This is a genomic window from Paenibacillus popilliae ATCC 14706 (assembly GCF_000315235.1).
In the GTDB taxonomy this organism is placed as follows: domain Bacteria; phylum Bacillota; class Bacilli; order Paenibacillales; family Paenibacillaceae; genus Paenibacillus_B; species Paenibacillus_B popilliae.
The window spans coordinates 1-1,388 of sequence record NZ_BALG01000335.1 but is presented as its reverse complement, the minus strand read 5'-3'; the positions used below and the strand labels follow the sequence as shown (position 1 = coordinate 1,388).

Annotated in this window: 1 protein-coding gene; it reads left to right on the top strand. The window is 37.4% G+C overall.

What is annotated here, in order from left to right:
* Positions 1–186 precede the first annotated feature (186 nt).
* On the top strand, positions 187–1,388 hold a 1,202-nt coding region (locus PPOP_RS16790), incomplete at its 3' end, for a helix-turn-helix domain-containing protein (protein WP_042229591.1).

Genomic DNA, 1,388 nt, shown 5'->3' with positions numbered 1-1,388 from the left:
ATTTTCATATACTCGTTATTTTAAGGCCTCATTTCATTATTCAAGTGAGATCTTAAAAAAGAGCTTTGTCAAAACGCTTTGTGGTTGTCTTTTTGTCCTTTCACAAAATGGATAATATATAAAAAAATGTTTGTGTTGCGCATAAATATATGGTAATATATAGGTCAGGGAGGGTTGATATTGGGAATGACGGTCATCAAAACAATGGGAGAACTTATTCAAGACACCAGACGTGCATTAGATATAACATTAACACAATTATCAGTGATGTCGGGCATTCCTAAAGGGACGATATCCAAAATTGAGAAGGGTGATGTCAAACGACCTGAATTTGAGACGATACGCCCACTGGCAATGGTGTTGAAGATACCCCTGGAAACACTGATCAATTATTATGTGGAGATTGAAAAAAGATCAGAGTCTTTGATGTGTATCTTGCAAACAACAATCCAACAATGTCAAAATGCTGAGCTGATACGAAAAGTAGCAACCAAATTTCTTGAATCGCCAAATGAAGACAGTCTTGACTTAACAGAAAAGCTTTATCGAACCATTAAATCCGTCGAGAATAACTCCATTCAACTTTTGTTGTACGACCTCATCATTGACTACTCACGTTCCCACGGAATCATGCCTTATATCGCCAAAGGTATGTATCAAAAGTACCTGATTGAACGAGATGATTTTAGCAGATTGAAGGAGACTTACTATAGTGGGAAGTACGTTCTTCATTATGTTGATTTTTTGTCACAGCATGATCGGATTGAACTATATTACAAACTAGGTGTTCATGCCCTCAGATTAAGGCTTTATGAAGAGAGTATTGACCATAGCAAGAGACTGCTTGTAGAAGATAGTGGCACAAGCCCCCACAAAGTAAATGCACTTTGCCTCCTTATGGAAGCGTATTTTTGCATTGAAAAGTATGAAGAGGCTGAAATATACTGCTTACAATACAAACAATTTAACTACCCACAAATCCAAGAGAATGTTGCTCTAGTAGAAGCCTTATTAAAGGCAAAGAGAGGACATGTCGATCAAGCTATTAATCAACTCCAAAAATTACTTAAGACTTGTAGCGATCTATCTGCGCTTCCTGTAACAAAGCACCTTCTCAAACTAAATCTACAACAAAACAACCTCGCAGAAGCTAACGCCATTATTGAAAGCAGCAGGATAAATGTATCCTTCATAGACGAAAGAAATCCTTTGAATTATTTTAACTACGCTGATTATCTTAGAGTGCAGGGAGAGTATTATTTGGTATTAGGTGACATTGAACAATGCATAGCTCATATGGTGGAAAGCGCATCGTGGTATTCCAAAGTCAACGATACGTTCCATGAACGCAGTAGCCATCTCATAATGAGGATGGTTATGGAAAAGGA